Source organism: Ruegeria sp. BHSC029, assembly GCF_059613085.1.
On the sequence record NZ_JBXWRU010000005.1, the window covers coordinates 355,116 to 375,050 of the forward strand.

Below are 19,935 nucleotides of genomic sequence, written 5' to 3' on the forward strand. Positions count from 1 at the left end.
GCTAGGGCGCAGGAATGAAACTGATGACAACTGATCATGATACGGGTGACCCGCAAAGCGCGGTTTTCACCAATCCGGCCCAGAACATGGCCGGCGGCGGTTTGTCATGACGAGGCGCGTTCTGATCACCGGGGCCGGAGGGTTCATCGGACAGCATCTGCTCCGAGCCTGTATGGACAGAGGGGATCAGGTCGTGGCCGTGGTCCGACCCGGATTCCTCTCTGATGGAATGCCCGATGTGGAATTGCAGCGTGTCGACCTGAGCGACAGGGATGCTTTGCGCCGCGTGTTTGACACGTCCCGGCCAGAGGTTGTGTTTCATGCGGCGGCAAACACCCGGGCTGTAGCGCGGCCCGGCCTCAAAGATGCCGAAGCCAGCGTGAGCGACAATCTTGTGCCATTGATGGCTGTGTTGGGCGCCGCTGCGACCTGCGACGCACCGCCGGATGTATTCATCCGTCTTGGAACCATTGCCGAATACGGTGAGGTTCCTTCTCCCTACACTGAAACCCAATGCGAAATGCCGCGCGACAGCTATGGTGCATCAATGCTGGCAGGGACCAAGTACTTGACCATGTTGCGCCCGCGCCTGCCGTTCACTGCAATGACGGCCCGGCTTTCACTGACTTATGGTCCGGGTCAGACCGGGCCTCAGTTGGTCCCGTATCTGATCCGCACTTTGCTGAACGGGGAGGCCGCACGCATCGGACGCCCCGATGATAGCCGGGATTTTCTGCATGTCGGCGATGCCGTGCGTGCCCTTCTGATGTTGGCCGATGCACCGCGGGATGACGTTCCGCTGGTGAATGTCTGTACCGGAGTGGCTACTCGAGTCCGTGACGCGGCCGCGATCCTGGCTGAGCTGACCGGTTCCGGACCCGGGAAGCTCGACTATGCCGACCCGTCAGGTGAGCCGATGCACCTGGTCAACGATCCCGGACTTATCCATTCCCTTTATCCCTGGACCGCGCGGATCGGGTTGGAGGACGGCCTGCGGGATACAGTCGATTGGGCCATCTCTTTGGATGCGCGGAAGAACATGGCAGGACAAAACGCATGACGGTCATTTCCATTCTGATCCCCGCCTACAACGAGGAAGACAACGTCCGTATGGCCTATGAGCGCGTGCTGGCGGTGTTCGACAAACTGGATGGGTACGAGCCTGAAATCATCTTCACCGACAACCATTCCGAGGATCGGACGTTTGAAATCCTGTCCGAAATCGCGGGGGAGGATCCTCGGGTCCGTGTGATCCGCTTTGCGCGGAACATGGGGTACCAGGCTTCGGTTCTGACAGCATACAGGTCGGCGACCGGGGCCTGCGCGGTGCAGCTCGATTGCGATATGCAGGACCCGCCCGAGTTGATCCCTCAGATGTTGGATCTGTGGCGGCAGGGGAATCATGTCGTCTATGGTATTCGCCGCAGCCTGCCCGATGGCCCTGTCGTTGCCGCTGCACGGCGGGGTTTCTATGCACTGATCGACTTGATCAGCAACGATAATCTGCCGCGAAACGCGGGTGAGTTTCGTCTGACTGACAGGCGGATATTGGACGAATTGCGCCGGGTTGATGACCGCTCGCCCTATGTTCGTGGACTGATCAGCGGCATGGGGTTTTCGCAGGTCGGATTCGAATATGATCGCGCGGCCCGGACAGCGGGTGAATCCAAGTTTCCGGTCCGGGCGATGTTGGCGCTGGCTGTGGACGGGTTGATCAACCATTCCCTGCTCCCGCTGCGCCTGGCTTCGCTGATCAGCCTTACAGTAGGGCTGTCGATGTTCCTGTTGATGATCGGCTACCTTGTCGGCAAGCTGTTCTTTGGCCAGGATTGGCCCGCAGGTTTTGCAACCACGACAATCCTGCTGCTCTTGTCGATGACCCTGAATGCGATGTTTCTTGGCATCCTTGGGGAATATGTCGGCCGGATTTTTCTGCAGGCCAAAAACCTTAACCAGCCCGTGGTCGAAACCGAGTTGAATGGCCCGGTGGAACAATTGAACACGTCTGGGAAACAGAACCGTGCCGACAGCACGCAAATGGTGGAGCGGGCGCAGTGAAGATATTGATCGTTCAGGGTGGGTTCGGAGCTGGCGGTGCCGAAAAGATCGTCTCGGTTCTTGCAGCCCATCGGATCGGTCTTGGCGATCAGGTCTCGGTTGCGGGCATGACCATGCCCGAGGGCGGGTCGTATTTTTCTTTCCCTGACGGCGTCAGCCTGCTGGTAGCCGAAGGCGGAAACGACGGGTTCAGGGGGCTGAATCAGCTGGCCCGCCTGCGCCGTATTCGTCGCTTCATCCGGGACGAGAACCCCGACGTGGTGGTATCCTTTCTGACTAAAATCAATGTCCTGACGCTCGCTGCAGCTCTGGGGCGGGATGTTCCGGTGATCGTTTCAGAACGGAACAACCCGATCGTGCAAAACGCCAACCCTGTCTGGCGCCACGCTCAAAACATCCTTGGACATCGAGCCAGCACCGTGGTCATGCAGACTGAGCGGGTGCGCCAGGACCTGCCGCCGTCATTGCGGAGCAAGGCGCGGGTCATTCCAAACCCCTGTGCGCCAATCGAAGGTGCAGCCCAGCTCCTTGGCTCGGGTGGCAATCGGCTGGTCGCGGTGGGGCGGTTGGATCCGCAAAAGGGGTTCGATCTGTTGATCGACGCAATGTCGGAAATCATCCAGAATAACCCGGACGCGCGCCTGACGATTTTCGGGGAAGGCCCGGAACGTGCCGCGCTCGAGGCGCAGAGGGACCGGTTGGGTCTGCAGGACGTCATCTCCCTGCCGGGCGCGAGCAACACACCCGGAGCGTGGATGGATGGCGCAGACATACTGGTGTTTTCCTCCCGCTTCGAGGGGTTTCCCAATGTGGTGGCAGAGGCGACCGTCGCAGGCTTGCCGGTTGTGTCTTTTGATTGCCCCTACGGACCACGAGAATTGATCCGACACGGTGAGAATGGATTGCTTGTTGCGCCTGAAGACACGGAGGAACTGGCCCGCGCAGTGCTGCAGCTGAGCGACGATCCGGAATTGCTGGACAAGATGCGTCAAGGATACCAACACAACAGGGACTGGCTGGCTCCCGGCAGTATTCTTGAGAAATGGGACCGGATCATTGCCGATGCCGCTCATCGCAGGGTTGGAGCGGGGGTCGAACATGGCCATAGCAGCTGCCGCCGGGAGAGTTGAACCAAACCAGGCGGGCCGCAGCGCCTGCTCTGCCATCAGGAGTTGGCATTGTTGCAAAAGTTGAAACCGCAGGTCTCCCTCCCCACGCGGGCGCGACCACGGATCGTGGTTGTCGCCAATCTGACTGCGTCTTTGCTGAATTTTCGCTATGACCTGCTGAAGGAGTTGTCGGAGCGGGCTGAGGTCGTCGCCTGCGGTCCCGAGCGCCATGAAGCGACGGAAACTGCGCTCGCAGAAATCGGTGTGGAGTTCGTGCAGTTTCCGCTGTCACGTGCCGGGATGAACCCGGTTGAGGACATGCGCACGCTGCGTGCTCTTGTGCGCGTTTTCAAGGAATTCAAACCCGACATTGTCTTTGCCTACACCATGAAGCCAATCATCTATGGTTGCCTGGCTGCAAAATGGGCGGGAGTGGACCGGATCTATGCCATGAACACCGGGTTGGGCTATGTCTACAGCACCCATGGCCTGACTTTTCGGAGGCGTGCGGTTCGCGCTGTGTCATCGGTTCTGTATCGTATTGCGCTGAAAGGTGTGGACGAGGTGCTGGTCTACAACCGCGCAGATGCCGAAGAGTTCCGAGAAAGGCGCCTTGTTGCACCAGATGCCAAGCTCAGCATCGTGCCTGGGTCTGGTGTAAATCTGGATCGCTACGGATTTACCGATCCGCCAGCTGGGCCGCCTGTATTTCTGATGATCTCGCGCCTGCTGCGCGAGAAGGGCGTGTTTGATTTCGTTCAGGCTGCCCGTTTACTGAAAGAAACGCACCCCCAAGCAAGATGCCAATTGCTTGGTCCGATGGACGCCAACCCGGATTCCATCGGCCAACGCGAGATCGACGAATGGACGCGCGAAGGCGTGATCGAATACTTGGGAGAAACTTCGGACGTCCGGCCCTATTTGGCAGCGTGTTCGGTCTTCGTGCTGCCGTCGGCCTACCGCGAGGGGATACCGCGCACGATCCTCGAGGCGATGTCGTCGGGGCGGGCTATCATCACGTCGGATGCGCCGGGTTGCGCTGATCCGGTCATCAGCGGCGAGACTGGTTACGTCGTGCCGGTCCGAAACCCCGAGACCCTGAGCCGCGCCATGGCCTCGTTTGTCGAGAGTCCTGATCTGGTGGAACGAATGGGTCAGGCATCGCGGAAACGTGCCGAGGATTCGTTCGATGTCCGTCGGATCAATGCGATCCTTCTCGGCAAGATGGGATTTTCGACCAAAACCCGGGATGATGAGGCAAATTGAGGGGTGGTGGCTCCGCCAAGCATTTGTTATTTAATGATAAACGGGAATATTTGAAAGAATTTGCAGAAACTACGGGAAACCCCTAATTCCCAGGCCGCCTGAGACTGGCTAACCTTATTTTAACAACGAAGTTCGACCGGTGGGGCCGTTGGCCCGACCACTCACTCGACAAATGACCAGCATATGGGGTGCTGGTCATTTTGTTTTTTGGGGGCGGAAAAGCGCAGTTCAGACTGCGGTTGTGGTCGAAGGCAGCTGATACCCGAACTGACCTAAATCGAGGCCAGTCAAGGATTGGAGTTCAGCGTTGGACTTAGCAAAGGCACCGTCAAATCGGGACTGAATTCTGCCGACCAGCCGGTTTTTGAGCATCTGATCCAGCTTGTCGGGAAAGATGCGCCCGATCGGTCGGCTCAATTTTCCGAATCTGCGCGTTGCATTCGGAAATGGCAACAATGCGCCCTTGCTCAGTTGGTTGTCGCTGAGTGTGAAATTAACAAATCGCTGCAGAATCTGAAAACACTCCGATCTCTTCTCGTTAGTGACTTCAAATTCGCGCTTCTTGTGCTCGACGCCGACGAAATTGCACAGGGTTTCCACAAAAGAATCCGGCTCGGAAATGAACTGTTCGTAGGCCAATCCAAGCACACGATCCTTGCCGAACTTGTCCTGGTAGAACTTGAACAAGCGGTGGTACCGGTAGAACTCCTCCGAGAACATCGGCGCACGTCGCAGGTTCGGTTCAGGTTCGGACAGATATGTCTTGAGCGATCCGTGGCCGCCATCGGTGATGTACTGGCTGTACATCGACAGGATCGACGACAACTGCTCGCGGAATACGACCAAGATGTAGGCGTCGGGAAACGTGCGTTGCAGACGGTCGGCAATGATGGTGCTGTCGAACCCGCCGCTGGCCGGGTAACCAGAGAATCTCTCGTGAGAGAACACCGGAACCTGCCCGCTATCCTGCGATTTTTTCAGGAAACTCTCGTACATCTCGCGAGTTTCTGCGGGATCATAGGTCATCGGCTGCGGCAGTACGATCCGGTTTGAAAGAATGTATTTGCGATCGCCATGCGGAGTCGTGAACGGTGCGTCCGGCGCCGAGAACAGCTGCTGTTGCAGGGACGACGTAGCGGTTTTGTGATAGCCGATATGGACAAGAACGGGTGCACGGGTCATGACGGGGTATTCAACCTTCGGACCGGGTATTTTCAGTCTGGCTCCGGGCGCGGTCGGCATCCGACCCGGACCGGTTGGCACCCCGACAGGTGCTCCGAACAAGAATTGGTTTCTGTCGCAACTTCAAAAGCCCTTTCAACAATCAGTACTGGATTCAATCGGCAAACTGCGCTTTCGTAAAACGATATAATCCAAGACAACTAAATGATAGAAACGGAAACAACCGGAAACATGACTTAACCCGCCACAAATTTTGGAAACGTATTGAATTGTACCGAGTGCATGGGTGAATTGATGACCCGCTTCCTGAACGCCGCGTGGATAGTGCCGCGTGGTTTCGCGTGAACCGATGAGTGAGCCAAGCTCGAAGCCGCTGTTGAAGCGGCTGGCCAAGAACATGTCATGGATGTTCTTGTCGCAGATTTTGGTTGGTCTGTTCGGTTTGGCCAGCCTCATCTTTACAGCTCGCGCAATCGGGCCGGCTGCGGTTGGGATTCTGGCGCTGGTGGACGCGTACATTCAGGTGATGGACAGGTTGTTCCGGCTCGAGCCATGGCAGGCAACCATCAAGTACGGCAGCGAGGCTCTGATCGAAGAGGATCCGAACAGATTCCGACAATTGATCAAGATGTCTGTGGTGACCGATTGCCTTGGCGGGCTGCTGGCTGGTTCGGTGGCGATAATGCTGGCGCCAAAACTTGCTCCGTTCATCGGGCTGTCTGAACCTGAAGGCGCGTCCTATATCACGCTTGTTGCCTTTGGGTTGTTTCTATCGCTCCGACCAACCGGCATTGGAGTTCTTCGAATTTTCGACCGGTTCGACGTGCTGGCGATCTCGGACATGGTAATCGCCGGCCTTCGGCTTGTCGGAGTCATCATCGCCTTTCTGCTGGACTTGGGGATCTGGGCATTTGTGGCTCTGTTGCTGATGCATCAGATCCTGACCGGGCTGGTTGCGTTCTTTCTGGCACTGGCCGAATTGAAAAAACGCAACTTGCACAGGTTTTTGTCCCAGCCGCTGCGGCGGGCTTTTGCCCATAACCCCGGGTATCTGCGGTTCCTTTGGAATTCGAATTTCAACGTAATCCTGCGACAATCGACTCAGCGGCTGGACATACTTGTCGTCGGCGCCCTGCTGGACGTGACATCGGTGGGCTTCTATCAGGTGGGCAAGCGCATCATGGCCAATGTTGTTCGGATTGGCGGCCCCGTCAGGCAAGTCCTGTACCCCGAGATGACCCGCCTATGGGCCGTCGGCGATTTCGGCCGGTTCTGGCGTCTTGTACGGCTGGTGTCGCTCTCGGTTTGCGGGGTGTCGATCCTGGTCTCCATTCCGTTGGCGCTGAAGATGCCAGAGTTGGCCGTTCTGCTGTTCGGGCCAGAGTTCCGTGGCGCAGCGCCCGTCATGACGATCTTGATGTATGCCGCGATCGTGTATCTGGGGGGCTTGGTGTTGAACCCCGCCTTGCTGAGCATGGGGCTGGACAGCGCGCTTGTGCGCACGACGATTGTTGCGACGGTGATCTTTACGGCCTCATTTCTGCCGTTGCTGTATTGGATGGGGATCGAGGGGATTGCCCTGGCCCATTTGTTGTTCAATGTGATCTGGACGGTGGGCTGCATATTCGCCATCCGGTCTTATCTGGCCAGAAAACACGAAACATGATGGGTTGGTGATCTTCCGGCCCTGTCCCTAAATTCCTTGAGTCACGAGTATTTTGAGACCATCCATGCCAAGACGTATTCTATTTCCCTTCGAAGGTGACACCGTTATTGGCGGCAGTCACGTGTCAGCCTTGAAACTTGCGGCGGCGTTGGACCGGTCGAAGTATGTGCCCCATATCCTGGTCCACTACGAGGCCGGCCCGGCGGCGGAGTATGCCCGATCGCTGGGATTGGACGTCGAAATCCTGCACGATCCCAGCCTGATGTCTCCGGGCGGGCTCAGCTATCCGCGCGATTGTGGCCCGGGGCGATACCTGACTTCCAGCGCATGGAGGCTGGCAAGTGTCCTAAAGCGCATCGATGCCGACATCGTTCACACAAACGAAGGTCGGATGCATGCCAACTGGGTGCTGCCGGCCCGTCTGGCGGGCAGGAAACACATCTGGCACCACCGGCAGGATCCGACCGCGTTCGGGATCAACAAACTGGCGCCGCTATTTTCCGACCACATCATCAGCGTTTCGCATTTTTCGAAGCCCAGCAACCCGGTGCGGTCGGTCGACAAGAAGTTTACCGTGATCCGCAGTCCATTTGATTTCAACCCTGACCCACCGGATAGGTCCGAAGCCCGAGCAGCCGTAATCGCCGAGATGGGATTGCCCGATGACGCGCTGCTTCTCGGGTATTTCGGAAACTTCGTCACGCGCAAGCGTCCCGACCATTTTGTAAGGGTCATCGCGGCTGTGCAAAACGCGATGCCCGACACTCCGGTGCATGGTCTTCTGTTCGGCAGCGCGGCCGAGCGGGACGAACCGTTGCGCCAGACCTGCCTTCGCATCGCAAATGAGGCGGGGACCAGCGAGCATATCCATATGATGGGTTTCCGACAGCCGATCGATGGGTACATGGCTGCAATGGATGCCAATCTGGTGACCGCTCTGGACGAACCGTTTGGCCGTACGTTGATCGAAGCGATGTATTTGGGAACTCCAGTCATCGCGACCCGTCACGGCGGCAACATCGAAGCGATCACGGACTGGGAAACCGGTGTGCTGGTCGACCCCGACGATCCTCAGGCATTCGTGGAACCTGTGCGCAAGTTGCATCAGGACAGAGCGTTGTTCGAGGAGATTTCACAAGCGTCAAAGAACTATGCCCGTGCAAATTTCGGCTTGGATATTCATGTGAACGGGGTTTGCGAGATCTATGATCGGTTGCTCGCTTGATAGCTTGTTCGGTCAACAGCGCGGGTTGTCGAATGTGTAATAGGTATTGCCCGCGACGAATCCATCCAACCCGACCTGGCGGGCATAATGTGCCAGATCCCGAGTTGTATTAATGAAGCCGGAGTTCTTGAAATTGAGCGAGGTGTTGCAGAGCACGCCCACCCCCGACACCGCCTTGAACGCGGCCAGAAGGTCGTAAAAATAGGGGTTCTGGTTGCGGTTGACCGTCTGTACCCGCGCCGAACCGTCGACATGGGTTACTGCGGCCAGGTCCGGATTGGTAACGCGGTAAAAGTCCATCATGTATGGCGAGGGCGCGCTGATGTCGAAGTGCAGTGCTGCATCCTCTTCCAGGCAAGACGGCGCCACTGGACTGTTGCTGGCCCGTCCCTTGATCCGGTTCAGTCGCGTACGTGTCTCCGGGGAAAATGGCGCGGCCAGGATCGACCGGTTTCCCAAAGCGCGCGGCCCAATCTCGCAATTACCGCGGGTCCAGCCAATGATCTTTCCGTCCAGCAGGTCTTTGGCGATCCTGTTGAGGTTCAGTTCAGTTGCGGTCATGCCCTGCGTATCGATGCGGTCGTCGCAGAAGGACTGGCCGGAATAGACCGACCATTCCAGTTTGGCTTGGCCGGTATAGTGGCGCATCGCGTCCACGGCGGTTCCAATGGCACATCCCGAGTCGCCGGTCGTCGGCGGTACGAAGACCTCACGGAAGAGCCCGCTTTGCTTCCACGCGGTATTCCAGTGTCCATTCAAGCCACACCCGCCGGCGATCAGCAGCGGATGCTTTTCAGGCAGGTTCTGTTCCGCATAGTCGCGAAACATCTGGAATATCGCTTTGGACAGCTTGGTGGCCATGTTCTTCAGCTTTTGGCTGTCCGTTCCAATGTTGAAGAAGGGTGAAGTCACAAAATCGCTTTTGCGAAGTGCGTCGCCGCCCAGGTCCGAGGAAAGCAACCGGTTGATCAGTTCCGTCTCATCCGCATCTGGTGGACCGTCTTCACCAAATGCGCAGGCTGCCATCAGGCGGCCGGGATCCTGTGGCCGGGGTGAGTTGCCCGTGACCGGAAAGTCGGGGTCGGCGAGGGCATTGAGAAACGCAAAGCGTGTGCCCGGGGCCGTCATCACCTGCCCTCGGTGATGAATGGTCAGGTCGCTGTCGATCTCGTAGAAATCTCCCAATGCGCCTTCCCACAGAAGCACATAACAGGGCTCGCCCTGACGAAAGGGGGACATGGCATAGCTGCACCAGATATGCGCCCGTTCGTGAGTTGAAGAGTAATAATCGACCGACTTGCCAAAAAAGGTTCGTTTGCCAACTGTTTCAGACCCCGCGCCGATGCCGAAGTATCCGGCCCCCGAAGTTGTAACGTGGTCGGCCCCGTTGCTTGACCACCCGCTGAGGGCCAGAACATCAGGCAAATCCTTGAACCATAGACCCGCGTCAATGAACGTGTCAGGCGTAACCGGCGTATACCGGGGGAAGCTGTTCTTTTCCGCCTCGTAGGAAAACAGCAGACGCCCGTCGGTGCTGTCGACACCTGCAACTGTGCCGTCATGTCCGGATTTGAAAGCCAGGATTTTCATGAATAGCCCTTCCCTCGACAAGTCACAGTCCAAAGACCAGGTGCCTCGCAAACAGATGTGACAGTCCGTCGGGTCAAAAATGCCGGGGCGCTGACGGATCGAATTAACCGCAAATCCATTCCACGAATACCAAAACAAATGCCACGATTAAGCCTAGCAGAAGCTCGGTGTTTGGGGGAACCCAAGTTCGCAACCGGCTGCCGTCGGGCTTAACGCAGTGGCTATTCGTGAACGAAAGAGCACTTTTGGCGCGATTGTTCACTGAGTGGGTGTTGCGTACCCTGCGCAGTGCCCGGCACCAGACCGGTGCAACAGGCTGACAAGTCCGGTGAATCACACTTGCATGGCTTCCGGTTGGCCGTGAAAGGCTGAGATTTGATCGAGCAGCACCTTCATCCGGGTTGCACCTACCAGCCTCTGACCGTTAACGTGGCCGCGTTATCAGGCAAGTTTTTTGGCCAAGGGTGTTTTAGGTTATGTCAGTAATTTTGGGTTTAGCTACAATGAGCAACAGCGCCGCTGCGCTGTTCAAGGACGGCAAGCTGGTTGCCGCAATCGAAGAAGAGCGGCTGACGCGGGTCAAGAATGACGGGGCATTTCCCCATCAGGCGATCGCCGAAGTTCTGCGCATTGCTGGGCTGAAGTTCTCGGACATCGACGAGGTTGCGGTCTATTGGCAGCCTTGGCGTATGGTCGGCCGAGGTATGGGCACGATGCGCAAGATTTTGCAGCGCCCCTCAGCCGCAAAAAGCGTAACGGCGCGGATCGGGGCACTGTTCGTGTCAGATGCCTCGTCGGACGAGTCACAGGACAGCGGCTGGATGGACCTGTTCCGCATCCGCAAGATCCTGACGGCTGTGCATGGTCCGGCCGATTTCAAGTTGCACTACATCAACCACCATCTGACCCATCAATTGTACGCCGAAGCGATGCGTGACTGGGACAGCTTCGTTTCCCTGTCCTATGACGGTGGAGGCGAGGAAAGCTCGACCATCGTGTCAGTTGTGCGGAACGGCAAGCGGGAAGGTCTGGCGGATCATCGCTGGCCGAACTCGCTGGGTCATTTCTACTCGACCTTCACCGGTTTTCTTGGCTTCAAGATGCTGGAAGGCGAATACAAGATGATGGGCTTGGCTCCGTATGGCAAACCCATCTATCGCGACGCCATCCTGCGCGAAATTCTGATCCTGGACGATGACGGCGGTTACCGCGTGAACACCGCGCTGTGCGACTATCACTCAGCCCTGCGCGGCGAGTTCCATCCACGTATGGAAGAACTGTTCGGCACCCGGCGCGAGCCCGGCACCGCGCCGAACGAACGCCACGTGGACCTGGCGGCATCCGTGCAAGCCGCGTTCGAGGCAGCCCTGCACCATATTCTGGAGCCGGTCCGCAAAGCCAATCCGGACCTGCGCAAATTGGTAATTTCTGGCGGCTGCGCGCTAAATGTCACGGCGAATGGAACGCTGATCGCGGACGGCACGTTTGACGAGGTCATCATTCCACCGGCCCCACATGATGCTGGCTGTGCAGTTGGCGCAGCGCTGGCCTGCATTCCGAGCGAGCAGGTCGATCTGCCCTCGGTCCGCAGCCCATATCAGGGTGCCGATTGGGCAGATGCCGACATCACCGCTGCCTTGGATCAGTATTGTGCGGAACCGCAGCAGGCCTTGCCTGTTGACCAGTTCCTGGACCGTGTGTCCGACCTGCTGGCCGAAGGCAAGATCATCGCCTGGTTCCAGGGGCGGGCAGAGTTTGGCCCGCGTGCTCTGGGTGCCCGATCCTTCCTTGCAGACCCACGCAAGGACAGCATTCGCGACGATCTGAACGTCAAGATCAAGAAACGCGAGCATTTCCGGCCCTTTGCGCCCAGCGTTGCGGAGGAGGCGGCCTCGACCTTTTTCGAGATCGATCAGACCAGCCCCTACATGAACATCGTTGCTCGTGTGCGTGACGATCGGGCGGCAGACATCCCGGCAATCACCCATACTGACCAGACGGCACGCGTACATACGGTGTCGCAATCGGCGAACCCGCTGTACCACGCCTTGTTGACCCGGTTCGGTGAAAAGACCGGAGTGCCCGTGTTGTTGAATACCTCGTTCAATATCCAGGAGCCCATCGTCTATTCTCCTCTGGATGCTTGCGCGACATTTGCCGCATCGGGAGTGGATGCGTTGGTGATCGGTGACTATGTCGTGCTGCGCGAAGCGCTGAAGGATGACAGCGCCCGGGCCCAAGCTGTCGCGTGACCCGGCTGTTTCTCAGCGTCGATTTCGAAGACTTTGCGCATGATCTGAAACGCCTTCTGGGGGTCTGGGAAACCGGGCCCCTCAGAGTTGAAGAGCTGTGGCAAAGCTTTGAAACCATTGATGGCTTCCTTCGCTCACATGGCGGATCGACGGGTTGCGCCGCAACGTTCTTCTGCACGGGGGTCGTGGCACGCGATGCGCCTGATCTGGTGGCCGAAATCGCAAAGCGGGGCCACGAGGTTGCCTGCCACTACTATTTTCATGACAGCATGGACCTGCAGTCTGCGGAGACCACAGACCGTATGCTGGGTCAGGCGCGGCAAGCTTTGGAAGAGGCCGGGAACACCCCTGTTCGAGGGTTTCGCGCCCCGCGTTTTCGATTGAACCGCGCAACGCCTGAACAGTACCGCCTGATTGAACGTCATTTCGACTACGACTGTTCGTCATTCTTCGCCTCGGTGCAGGAATGTGATCGGTTTTCGCAGGAAATGGGGCTGACCACGCTCCGGATCTTGCCGTTGTTCATGACGCCATTGGCGGGCAGGGGGCCGATGGTGCGTCTGGGAGGCAGCTATCTGAAGTTCATGACTTCGGGTCTGGCGAGGACATTGATCGAACGGTCTGAACAGGCCGGCATACCGCCGCAAGTTTATCTGCATCCCTACGAGATCGTGGAACCTCGGTCGTTCATGGTTTCACGGGACCAACTCGCGGCCTTGGGAACTGCCAAAGCCGCTTACTGGGCGTTGCGGCAGTCTCAGTGGCTGAACTTTGGCGGCGCGCGACTTCTGCGCAAAGTCGAGGGTTTGATCCCGGCAGGCGGCCTTGCGGGTCGGCTGGATCAGTTGATCGGAGAATAAAAAAGGGGCCGGTCAGTCGACCAGCCCCAGTCATTCGCGGAACCGAGGGATCAGTTCGACGCGGCCATCAGTTTGTCGTTGTGCTCGCGCAGCGAGTCCGAAACGATCGCGTACCATTCGCCGGATTCACGCATTTCGTTCAGGCCCTTGTTCAGCATGGCCAGGTACTGCTTGCCGAACGGGTTCGAACGGTGCGCGATGAAACGCAGCGACGACAGCGAGGTCACGAAGGGGTTCTCGATCAGGTCGTTCTGGTTCAGGCCCATTTCAACCATGGTGTCCGAGAACAGCTGGACCTCGAAGGTTGCAACATCTGCAGTGCCGGTCAGCACGGCATCCAGACATTCCCGCGCGGTGATCGGCTGCATCAAGGTGATGGTGTCGCCATTGATCAGACCTTGCTGTTCCAGATCGTGGATGAACCAGCCGTCCATGCGGCAGATGGTCGACCCTTTCAGCTCGTCAAAGGTGGTCGCGTTGGCAAACTGGCTTTCGGGCAGGGTGTAGAAACCGACCACGATGTCATAGACTGGGACCGACGAGTCGAACTGCGTGCAGCGCACCTCGGTTTCCCAGGACCATTCGTAGCTGCGGTTGGTGCAGTCCGGCATGTTCCATGCCATCGACACGTCGAACGCGCCCAGCGGCAGCAGGGTTTCCAGGTGCGAATTCCAGTCGTCAACAAAGCTAACCGAATAGTCGCGGGCGTTGCCGCCCCGCTGCAACGAGGTGGTTGCCAGACGCGGGATGATGCCACCGCCATTCAGCGATTCATCTGCGAAGGGCGCCCAGCCGTTACCGGTGACCAGTTTGATCGGCGGCTCATAGACGCTCGAGCGTTTCACGCTTGCAGCGCGCTGTTCTTCCGCGGCGATGATTTCCTGCGCGCTGCGGCCATTCGGCAGGCTGCCGTCTTCACAGGGCAGGGCCAGAACGATGCCCGGCTCAAGCGAGTTCGGGTTGGTGATGACGTTGCGGTTTGCGTTGAAGATCGGCTGGTAGTTCGATGTGCCGTAGGCCGCGATGGCGATGGTTGCCATCGTGTCACCGTCCTGAACCGTATAGTTGGTACAGGCCTCCTGAGCGGCGGCGGCGCCGGCGCTGAGGGCGGTTACTGCGGTGGCTGCCGCCACCAGTTTCTTCAGATTGATTTCAAACATGTCCACTTCCTCCAGACTTTTGTTTTGTCAGACCTTGCCGGCCCTTATCCGTTTTCCATTTGGTACCGCAGGGCGGTCGAGACGATGTCGCGCCATTCGCCCGATTGCTGCATGATCGCCAGACCCTGATTGAGCGTCTCGAGGATCGCTTCCCCATCCGGATTGTCCTTGTGGGTCATGACGTTGAGCGACTTGATCGCCGCCAGGTTGGGGTTTTCGATGATCTTGTGTTCATAGCCCAGCCGACCGATGGCCTCGACGGCCAGATGCGCTTCGATGGCGACCAGGTCAGCCCGCCCGTCCATGACTGCGTGGAAACACTCGTCCGGATCGACGGGGCGCAAGATGGTGATCGCAGGCTCATAAAGACCTACAGCGTCCATGTGCGAGGTTGACCAGCCCTCGGGGCGGCAGATCGTGGTGCCGACGAATTCCGCGTAGCTGAGCGAGGTTTCGTAGCCTGAACCATCCTTGGCGAAGAACGTGTCGACCACTTCGTAGAACGGGTTCGAGAAGTTGTAGGTCTCGCACCGGTTCCGGTCGCTCTCCGAAAGTGCCTCGGCTTCTTCGCAATTCGGGCGCGACCAAGGGAACGTGGCATCGAAGGCCAGGGTGGGCATCAGCAGGTCCAGATGCGACGACCAGTCGTTCACGAACTGGATCTTGTAGGCCTGTTCCGGCGCCGCCCGCAGCATCGCGGTTTCGACTAGGTTCGTGTACAGACCGCGATTGGGCAGGGCTTCGTCCGTAAACGGCGCGTAGTTGCCCCCGGTGATCAGCAGCAACTGCCGGTCGCGGATCTCGGGGCGGGTGCCGTCACCGGCGTTGCGGATCAACGCGGCACCTTCTGCGCGGGCGGCCTCGATTTCCTTCTTCGCAGCGGCCTTGGCTTCGATGACAGCCTTGTCGCTGGCCTGCTGGGCCTCCGCAACGCGGGCTTCGGCCTCGGCGATGGCCTTGGCGGCACGTTCTTCCGCGGCCTTGACCAGTTCGGCTGCCATCTCGGCGGCCATGCGCTCGGCCTCGGTTTCCGGTTCAGGCGCGGCCCGGCCGACATCCTCGAGGCAGGGGAAGGTCAGAACGTCGCCGACGCGGATGATGTTGGGGTTGGACCCGATCGTGTCGCGGTTGGCGTCGTAGATGATGCGATAGTCTTCGGTCGCATAGACCTTGATGGCCAGTTCACGCAGGCTGTCGCCGCGCTGGATCTCGTAGGTCGAGCATGCCTCTTGCGCCGAGGCTGCCCCCGTTGCTGCCGCCAGGGCAATGCTGGATATGATCAGGTGTGTTCTCATGGGTCCTGTTGCTTTGCTTTTGTTATTGTCGGGCCGTTTTGATGACGGCGATTGAAATGTTGTCCTGATCCGGGTCACCCTTGGCGATCAGTGCCTTGAGGAGGCTGTCGGCGATGTCCCGGGAGAGGGCCGAAGTGTTGTCCTGAAGGATGGACTGGATGTCGTGGTTGCCCAGATATTGCAGCCCGTCACTGCCGAGGATGAGGATGTCATCGGTCGTCAGTTCCAGCGCGTCTTCGGGGCAGTCGACCTTGGGGATCGCCGCGCCCATGATGACCGAGGTCAGCTGGTTGCGGTCGGGATGGGACTGCGCTTCGGCTTCGGACAGCTCCCCTCGGGTTACCTGTGCGTCGATGACCGGGGCCATCGAATGATCTTCGTTGATCTGAGACAGAACGCCGTTGCGGAACAGGTACAAAGGGCTGTCGCCGATCGAGATCCAGAACACTTTGTTGCCCAGCAGCAGAACTCCCAGCAGGGTCGAGCCCATGTTGAAGCCTTGGTGCTGGTCGTCGCCATACCCCGCCACGGCCGCGTTGGCCTGCATTGCGGCCATGGGCAGCGCATCCAGCAGCGTATTCTCGGTCAATTCCGGATTTTCCAGAACTGCGTCGAGCACTTCGCACCAGGACTTGACCACCAGATCCGAAGCCACTTCGCCCGCGGCGTGACCGCCCATACCGTCTGCCACCACGACATAACCGGCGTTGGCGGCATCAAAGACCCGCGAGGCAACCGCGTCTTCCTGCGTGTCGCGCTGACCCTGATCCAGGATCAGTGCAATGTCATATGCCGGAGTAGCCAGCATCCGTTATGCGTCCCGCCAGTCGAAGTTTTCGTCACAGAAGGCCACGAACCGCAGCGATGTTTCGCTGATGCGGATCAGGTCGCCGCTGGACAGCGGCACGGTGCTGAGGACGGGTTTGCCGTTCAGGCGCACAAGGTTTGCCTTGCCGCCATGGCCCAGATAGCATTTGCGGTCTTCGGGGTCATAAGCAATGACGGCGTGGTTCGACCGTGAAATCCCGGTGTCGCCAAAATCCAATTGGATCGCCTGGTCATCGTTGCGGCCAATCTGCATCAGCCCTTCGGTCAGCGTGATGCTGGACCCCCGCCCGGGGCCACTGGTTACTGCCAGCCAACCGACCGGGAATGTCGCGCCTGCGGTTTCGGTCTTGGCCACCGGCTCGGCTGTTTCGATCAGTTCCTGCACATGTGTGTCAGGGCGCTCGAACCCGAGGAAGGTGGTCTTGACGCGCGACCGACGATCCGAGGCCGGCGCTTCGGCGACTTCCGGGGCGGCTTCGGGTTCTTCGGGCTCGGTGGCCACAGGTTCGGCATCTGCCGCTGCTTCGTCCGGGGCAGTTTCGATTGCAATGGGTTCCGGCAACTCGAACGGGGTCGGCACCGAGGCCTCTTCCTCTCGGACTTCCTCCAGATCGGGTTCGGCAGTTTCGGCCATGACCGACTGGATGGTCTCTTCTTCTTCTTCGGTTGCCGCAACGTGCAGCGTCACGACCTGTTCGGCTTCTTCCGGCGCTTCAGGCGCGGCTTCGGCTGTTTCTTCGCTTTCTGTTGCCTCTTCCACCGTCTGTTCGGTCTCGGCGAAATCGGGCATCTTCTCTTCCGGAATCAGCTCGTCGGTTTCCTCGTAGCTGTCCGTGCTCAGGTTTCCACCAGCCAGAGCTTGGCGCAGTGCATTGAAGTCCGCAATCGGCTCGGCCTTGTCTGTCGTTTCGACTTCGGGTTCCGACCCTTCGGCTTCTTTGGTTTTGCCGGCACCCTCGAGAAGCCGGCTGAGTGGGCTTTTATATTTGAACATGGTGTCGACACCTTTTGACTACTTGCACGGGCTTAGGTGACCCGTGGGGCTGCTACGAACCTCTGCGCATGGCGCAGCGGCACTTATGAAGTTGGAAACCTGAAACACTCTTACCTTTCGCGGTGGGCCGGCCCCCACCAGGAGGGCCAAAACACGGCATCCTCCTCAGCAAACACAAACTGGCGGATCAAATACGTACCGGTATGATCACTCCTGCGCCAAAGGCATCACGGCGGTTGTTTCCGACCCGTTTCGAAGCACAACCAAACGTGCTTCGGGCTTGTTTTCGGAAACCAACGCGTTCAGCGCGGTATCCAGACTGTCGGCAGCAATCATCTCAGTTCCCGAGACAGTCTCGCGGACAAGAATGTCGCCGGTCTGCAGGCCACCTGCCGTTGCGGCCGGTGCTCCGGCAACAACCGTCTGCCATTCGGGCAAATCGGCGCCGCGGGCTTCGAACGAGTAACCGTTGGCCAGCCCGAACTCGCGGATTGCGGGCAGGGCCAGGAGGCCGTTCTGCGCGCGGGTCTGTCCGATGGGGCGATACCGCGCCGCGACACGGATATAGCCGTCAGGGTCAACCTGGAGGTTGTCCAGAACCTGTGCGGCAAGCGTCGTTCCGGCGCGCACAGGGCTGCCGTTCAGGGTATAGATCGCTGCGCCTCGCTGAACCCATTCACCGATCGTGGACATGTCCTGGTCGGCATCCACACCGGTGATGGCGATGATGTTTCCGGTCGAGGCGCGCCGCTGCGAAGTCGAGAACGGGATTTTGACATCCCAATGGGCATAGCTGACTTGGGTCTCGGCCAGATTGACCGGAGCGCTCGGTGCAACCGCCGCCACTTCGATAGGTTCTTCGGGCTGCGCCGCTTCTTCCTGTGTTTCCACCGCCGGCGGTGTGACAGCCGCTGCGGCCTGCTCGACAGGCTGGTCTTCTGCCACCTGCTGTTCTGTTTCGGTTGCTGCTGCGGTTTCTTCTGCCTTGGTCGTTTCGGGTGCGATCACTGGTTCGGCCGTCTGCGTTTCGGCAGGTTCGGCCGGTTCGGTGGGCGTCGCGGTCTGGATCGGTGTCGGGTCCGTCTCGGTGGAGCCGCCGGACATCAGGAAGAAGCCACCAGCGGCCAGAATCGTGATTGCGGCGACACCCGCGATCAACTTGCCGTTGCCGCCCGATCCTTTTTGGACGACCGTATCCACTGCCGCTGCGGGCTCGTCCTTCTGGGCAAAACTTGCCGGACCGTCGTCGTTCTTTTCGCCATGCCCAAGAGCCAGATCGGAATTACCGGCCAGCAGGGCTGTTACCACCGCTTCGGCATTTTCGCTTTCCGCCTTGATACGGGCCTTTTCGGCCTCTTCGTCCTTGCGGTCCAAGGCGACAATTACCGAAACGGGGCGATAGGCAAAGCTGTCGAATTCGACACCGGGGCCGCGGAACATCCGCAACCAGTCCAGTGCGGATTGAAGGCGGTCGGTCGCGTGGACCTCCATGGCCTTGTCGATCGCCTCAAGGAAGCCATCCGGGTAACCCTGGAAGCGACCGGTCAGCGGCTGATAGGGATCTTTCTGTCCGTTGTTGAAGGCATTCAGGCGCGATTGGCCGTCGATCGGGCGCTCGCCGCTGATCGCGTGGTAGAGCGTTGCCGCCAACACATACAAGTCGCTGCTGGGACCCTGCTCGGAGCCGCGCACGTAGAACTCGTGCGGCGAGTACCCATCCTTGATCACCCGAAGCGTCAACAGCGCCGCCGATTGGTTGGCAGCCTGTTCGCGCGCGGCGCCGAAATCGATCAGGATCGGTTCGCCGTTTTCGTCGATCAGGATGTTGTCTGGCGAAATGTCCCGGTGCAGCATCCCGCTTTGGTGGATGAATGAAACCGCGGACAGCATCTTTTCGGTGACTTGGACGATAAAGTCCGGGCCGGTTTCGGTCTTGGGGTCCTCGATGTAATCCAGCAGATCGCATCCGCGGATCAGGTCCATCGCGATATATGCAGTATCGTTGTCTTCGAAGACCTGGTGCACGTCGACGATATTGGGGTGGACCAGGCGAGCATGGTTGCGGGCTTCCTGAATGAACAGGTCGATGATCGCGCGCAGGTCGTCCTTGAAGGCCGGATCATTGGGTTCGACCAGGTCACCGTTGCGGCGGCACAAGGCACCCGGATAGCATTCCTTGATGACCACATCGCGTTCCAGGCTGTCACGCGCCAAATACGTGATGCCGAACCCGCCATTGCTGAGGAAGCGAAGAATTTCGTACTGGCCGCGCAGCAGTTTCGCGCCCGGTTGCAGACCTTGAATTTGAGGTTCGTCGTGCGATGCACCGACAGCCTGGTTGTGGTTCATTTCTTCCCGCCCATCATTCCAAAAACTTGCGGCCAAAATAACCGGGCAATCAGCCCACGAACACACAACCAACACAACCGCAGGACACTTGAGAACGGTTA

General features: G+C 58.9%; 15 protein-coding genes. 8 read left to right on the forward strand and 7 right to left on the reverse strand.

The window, feature by feature from the left end:
* Positions 1-106: 106 nt before the first annotated feature.
* From AC2FML_RS14590 to AC2FML_RS14605, 4 genes are read left to right on the forward strand one after another with little or no spacing between them, the layout of a single operon-like run.
* Positions 107-1,060: an NAD-dependent epimerase/dehydratase family protein gene (locus AC2FML_RS14590; RefSeq protein ID WP_496783722.1), complete on the forward strand. Its 954-nt coding sequence runs from the start codon at positions 107-109 to the stop codon at positions 1,058-1,060.
* Positions 1,057-2,058 (forward strand): glycosyltransferase family 2 protein, encoded by a 1,002-nt coding sequence (locus tag AC2FML_RS14595; protein WP_170341704.1) that lies wholly within the window; start codon positions 1,057-1,059, stop codon positions 2,056-2,058. The genes AC2FML_RS14590 and AC2FML_RS14595 overlap by 4 nt, the downstream gene beginning before the upstream one ends.
* Positions 2,055-3,188 carry a glycosyltransferase family 4 protein gene (locus AC2FML_RS14600; protein WP_496783723.1) on the forward strand — a complete coding sequence of 378 codons (1,134 nt, stop codon included), beginning with the start codon at positions 2,055-2,057 and terminating at the stop codon, positions 3,186-3,188. Before AC2FML_RS14595 ends, AC2FML_RS14600 begins: the two co-directional genes overlap by 4 nt.
* Positions 3,189-3,239: 51 nt before the next feature.
* A complete protein-coding gene (locus AC2FML_RS14605; RefSeq protein ID WP_496783724.1) occupies positions 3,240-4,433 on the forward strand; it encodes a glycosyltransferase family 4 protein in 1,194 nt (397 codons plus the stop codon).
* A 228-nt stretch (positions 4,434-4,661) separates the two neighbouring features.
* On the opposite strand, the gene AC2FML_RS14610 is transcribed toward AC2FML_RS14605, so the two are convergent.
* Positions 4,662-5,675: a sulfotransferase gene (locus AC2FML_RS14610; RefSeq protein ID WP_496783725.1), complete on the reverse strand. Its 1,014-nt coding sequence runs from the start codon at positions 5,673-5,675 to the stop codon at positions 4,662-4,664.
* A gap of 289 nt (positions 5,676-5,964) precedes the next feature.
* Between AC2FML_RS14610 and AC2FML_RS14615 the strand changes: the two genes are divergently transcribed.
* Together AC2FML_RS14615 and AC2FML_RS14620 are read left to right on the forward strand one after the other, a co-directional pair.
* Positions 5,965-7,281, forward strand: a complete 1,317-nt coding sequence (locus tag AC2FML_RS14615) for a lipopolysaccharide biosynthesis protein (protein WP_170341656.1) — start codon at positions 5,965-5,967, stop codon at positions 7,279-7,281.
* Between the two features lie 64 nt (positions 7,282-7,345).
* Complete coding sequence (locus AC2FML_RS14620) at positions 7,346-8,506, forward strand: glycosyltransferase (RefSeq protein ID WP_170444721.1); 1,161 nt, start codon at positions 7,346-7,348, stop codon at positions 8,504-8,506.
* Positions 8,507-8,518: 12 nt separating this feature from the next.
* Here AC2FML_RS14620 and AC2FML_RS14625 read toward each other — a convergent pair whose 3' ends face one another.
* Positions 8,519-10,096: a carbamoyltransferase C-terminal domain-containing protein gene (locus AC2FML_RS14625; RefSeq protein ID WP_496783726.1), complete on the reverse strand. Its 1,578-nt coding sequence runs from the start codon at positions 10,094-10,096 to the stop codon at positions 8,519-8,521.
* Positions 10,097-10,572: 476 nt separating this feature from the next.
* On the opposite strand from AC2FML_RS14625, the gene AC2FML_RS14630 reads away from it, so the two are divergent.
* Together AC2FML_RS14630 and AC2FML_RS14635 are read left to right on the forward strand one after the other, a co-directional pair.
* The gene (locus AC2FML_RS14630; RefSeq protein WP_302477052.1) at positions 10,573-12,348 is read left to right on the forward strand and encodes a carbamoyltransferase family protein; all 1,776 of its coding nucleotides are present in this window, start codon (positions 10,573-10,575) and stop codon (positions 12,346-12,348) included.
* Positions 12,345-13,208 carry a polysaccharide deacetylase family protein gene (locus AC2FML_RS14635; protein ID WP_170457527.1) on the forward strand — a complete coding sequence of 288 codons (864 nt, stop codon included), beginning with the start codon at positions 12,345-12,347 and terminating at the stop codon, positions 13,206-13,208. The genes AC2FML_RS14630 and AC2FML_RS14635 overlap by 4 nt, the downstream gene beginning before the upstream one ends.
* Positions 13,209-13,258: 50 nt before the next feature.
* On the opposite strand, the gene AC2FML_RS14640 is transcribed toward AC2FML_RS14635, so the two are convergent.
* The 5 genes from AC2FML_RS14640 to AC2FML_RS14660 all read right to left on the reverse strand — a co-directional run bounded on the left by AC2FML_RS14640 (position 13,259) and on the right by AC2FML_RS14660 (position 19,834).
* On the reverse strand, positions 13,259-14,368 hold the full coding sequence (locus AC2FML_RS14640; RefSeq protein ID WP_170341645.1) for a transporter substrate-binding domain-containing protein: 1,110 nt from the start codon (positions 14,366-14,368) through the stop codon (positions 13,259-13,261).
* A 44-nt stretch (positions 14,369-14,412) separates the two neighbouring features.
* Positions 14,413-15,663 (reverse strand): transporter substrate-binding domain-containing protein, encoded by a 1,251-nt coding sequence (locus AC2FML_RS14645; protein ID WP_170359584.1) that lies wholly within the window; start codon positions 15,661-15,663, stop codon positions 14,413-14,415.
* Between the two features lie 22 nt (positions 15,664-15,685).
* The gene (locus tag AC2FML_RS14650) at positions 15,686-16,471 is read right to left on the reverse strand and encodes a PP2C family protein-serine/threonine phosphatase (RefSeq protein ID WP_496783727.1); all 786 of its coding nucleotides are present in this window, start codon (positions 16,469-16,471) and stop codon (positions 15,686-15,688) included.
* 3 nt (positions 16,472-16,474) lie between these two features.
* A complete protein-coding gene (locus AC2FML_RS14655) occupies positions 16,475-17,485 on the reverse strand; it encodes an FHA domain-containing protein (RefSeq protein ID WP_496783728.1) in 1,011 nt (336 codons plus the stop codon).
* 207 nt (positions 17,486-17,692) lie between these two features.
* Positions 17,693-19,834 carry a serine/threonine protein kinase gene (locus tag AC2FML_RS14660; protein WP_170435805.1) on the reverse strand — a complete coding sequence of 714 codons (2,142 nt, stop codon included), beginning with the start codon at positions 19,832-19,834 and terminating at the stop codon, positions 17,693-17,695.
* Positions 19,835-19,935: the final 101 nt, after the last annotated feature.